The sequence below is a fragment of the Kamptonema sp. PCC 6506 genome (assembly GCF_000180455.1).
In the GTDB taxonomy this organism is placed as follows: Bacteria; Cyanobacteriota; Cyanobacteriia; order Cyanobacteriales; family Microcoleaceae; genus Kamptonema; species Kamptonema formosum.
In genome coordinates this window covers 1-2,719 of sequence record NZ_CACA01000149.1, presented here as the reverse complement: position 1 = coordinate 2,719, position 2,719 = coordinate 1, and the positions used below count along the sequence as shown (strand labels likewise).

At 45.2% G+C, this 2,719-nt stretch carries 2 protein-coding genes; one reads left to right on the top strand and one right to left on the bottom strand.

The genetic code is table 11. The annotated features are described in order from the left end of the window. Positions 1–165: 165 nt before the first annotated feature. Complete coding sequence (locus OSCI_RS08825; protein ID WP_007354580.1) at positions 166–495, bottom strand: hypothetical protein; 330 nt, start codon at positions 493–495, stop codon at positions 166–168. Between the two features lie 129 nt (positions 496–624). Between OSCI_RS08825 and OSCI_RS08820 the strand changes: the two genes are divergently transcribed. Then, entirely contained in the window at positions 625–2,700 is a 2,076-nt protein-coding gene (locus tag OSCI_RS08820; protein ID WP_007354579.1) for a hypothetical protein, read from the top strand. Positions 2,701–2,719: the final 19 nt, after the last annotated feature.

Sequence of the window (2,719 nt, the reverse complement as noted above, 5' to 3'; positions counted from 1 at the left end):
TACTTATCTTATGTTTAATTAGGTGGATTTACTTATTCCCTTATTCCCTCCTTCCCTTCTTCCCTAGCCCCTAGCCCTGAGCATCGTAGCCCCTTCTTCCCTAGTCCCTAGCCCCTAGCCCCTAGCCCCTTCTTCCCCTAGCCCCTTCTTCAATCAGTTATAGCTCTAACTGGGCAAATTGTCCCAAGCTTGAGAAACAATGTCCCATAAGCGACGGCGCTGAGATAGATCCAGAAGATTATCCTCCTCTAGCACCTCAGCTTTGAGTTCATCTAAAGACTGTTGCCTAGAACGGGCTATATTAATAACGCCTGCGATCGCAGTTGCCACCACTTCCTCATTCACCCGCTGTTGTCGTAAGGCAACCATTTCTTGAGGGTTTGTAGGGATGGGATAATTTATGGCAATCGCCGCAGCAGGGTACGGCTGATGAGACGGTTTACCCCCGCCGTCCAAGGCATCGGATAATGAGGAGCGAACTTGAGTATCGCGCATAAAAAATGTAAGAATATGAGAGAATTGTAAACTTTTCTAAAAACAACTTAGTATTTGTGGAGTATAGCGCACTTTTCTCCTGTGTCAACCCCTATTTTTATGAATTTATTTCACGTTTGAGACTGTAAAATGCAAGAAATTCTCTACCTAGAAATCCCAACTCCTAAGACTAACGCTGTATGCAGTTGGTTGCAGCAAGAATTTGAGCCGGGAGTTGGCAAGAAAATTATTACTCCTGATGGCTTTCGCTTACTATTAGGAACAACAACAGCAGAAGTTGCCAATCCTGAATCGGTAGAACTTTCCGTTTTCCTGTGGTCAGTGCAGCGAACCACATACTTAAAAGTATTTCGCCTCGACAATAAACCCGCCAACGGTGAAATGCAGTTTCTCGATCGCCTCACAGTGTCTGTGAGAAATCAATTTCCCTATCAATATCCAGAACCACCAGTCATCGATTTATCCCAACAGTCGATTTTTGAGGCGTTGGCCCCCCACTATCCCCTTACTGTCCAATACTTTCAAAAAATGCCTCAAGGGGAATATGACCTCAAGCGCGTTTATTGGTGGGAAAAGCGTTGGCGAGAAGGTGTTCGCAATCCTCAAACGCCGAAGCAGGTGGTGTTTAGGAAGGAAGAAGGAGGAAGGAAGAAGGAAGAAGGAAGAGGGGAGAAGGAAGAGGGAAGAGGGAATGACGGAGAATCTGATTCTTGTTTTTATGACTTGATTTATGTGGGAGGCGCGTTAGGCATCATCCACGCGGCTGTTATGGCTCGGTTGGGCTACAAGGTGCTGCTGTTGGAAAGGTTGCCTTTTGGTAGGATGAATCGAGAGTGGAATATTTCTCGCGATGAACTCCAAAAGTTAATTAATTTAGGTTTGTTTACGGCTGCGGAAGTCGAAAGTTTCATTGCCAGAGAGTACAAAGATGGCTATAGCAAGTTTTTTGATGCCAACAATCCCGCGATCGCAAAAGCTCAAGTCCTACACACGCCAAGGGTGCTAAATGTAGCCCTAGATGCTGAAAAACTGCTTTATTTATCGGGAGTTAAGTTCACTGAAGCTGGTGGTGAAATCTGGGACGAAACTGATTTCATCCGTGCAGATGTGGAACCTCAAAAAGTTATAGTTCAGGCTTATCATCAGCCCAGCCAATCTCAGCGGCAAGCTTGTGGTCGCCTACTGGTGGATGCGATGGGGAGTGCTTCTCCTATTGCTTGGCAACTTAACGGAGAGCACGCTTTTGATAGTGTTTGTCCGACTGTAGGAGCGGTAATTGACGGAGGTTTTGAGCGGGGAGTATGGGATTCTGATTATGGGGATGTACTCAATTCTCATGGGGATATTTCGCGAGGCCGTCAATTAATTTGGGAATTATTCCCCGGTGCGGGCTCGGAAATTACGATCTATTTGTTTCATTACCATCAGGTAAATTCTGAGAATCCCGGCTCTCTATTGGAGCTTTATGAGGACTTTTTTGCGATTTTGCCGGAGTATCGTCGCTGCGATTTGGGCAAGTTGGTATGGAAAAAGCCGACTTTTGGTTACATTCCGGGGCATTTTAGTTCGGGAAGTCGCGATCGCACTGTTGCTTTTGATAGACTAATCGCGATCGGTGATGCAGCTTCTCTTCAGTCTCCACTAGTTTTCACTGGGTTTGGCTCTTTAGTTCGCAATCTCTCCCGTTTAACTGACCTTTTGGATGTTGCTTTAAAGCATGATTTACTTGAGGCCCACCATTTAAACCAAATTCGCGCCTATCAGAGTAATGTCTCTGTGACTTGGCTATTTTCTAAAGGGATGATGGTACCGACTGGCTGTTTCTTACCCCCAGCGCGGATTAATTCGATTTTGAATACATTTTTCGGCGTTTTGGCCAGCACCGATCTCGCAGTTGCAGAAAAGTTTATCAAAGACCGGGTTGATTGGTTAACTTTTAATGGACTTGCTATCAAAGCAGCCCTCAAAAATCCCTCTCTTCTAATTTGGATTTTGGATTTTGTGGACTTGGACGATATTCTACGTTGGCTGCGGAGTTATCTTAATTTTACTCTACTTGCTTTGGCAAGTTGGCTGTTTGGATGGCTCCCTAATTTGGCTCGGAAAACTCAGCCTTGGTTGGAGTCCCGCTATCCTTCTTTTTGGCTATGGTTAAAGGCTTTCAACTATGCTATTACTGACGGGATCGGAAGACCACAAAATTAAATTGGTAATGGGTAATAGG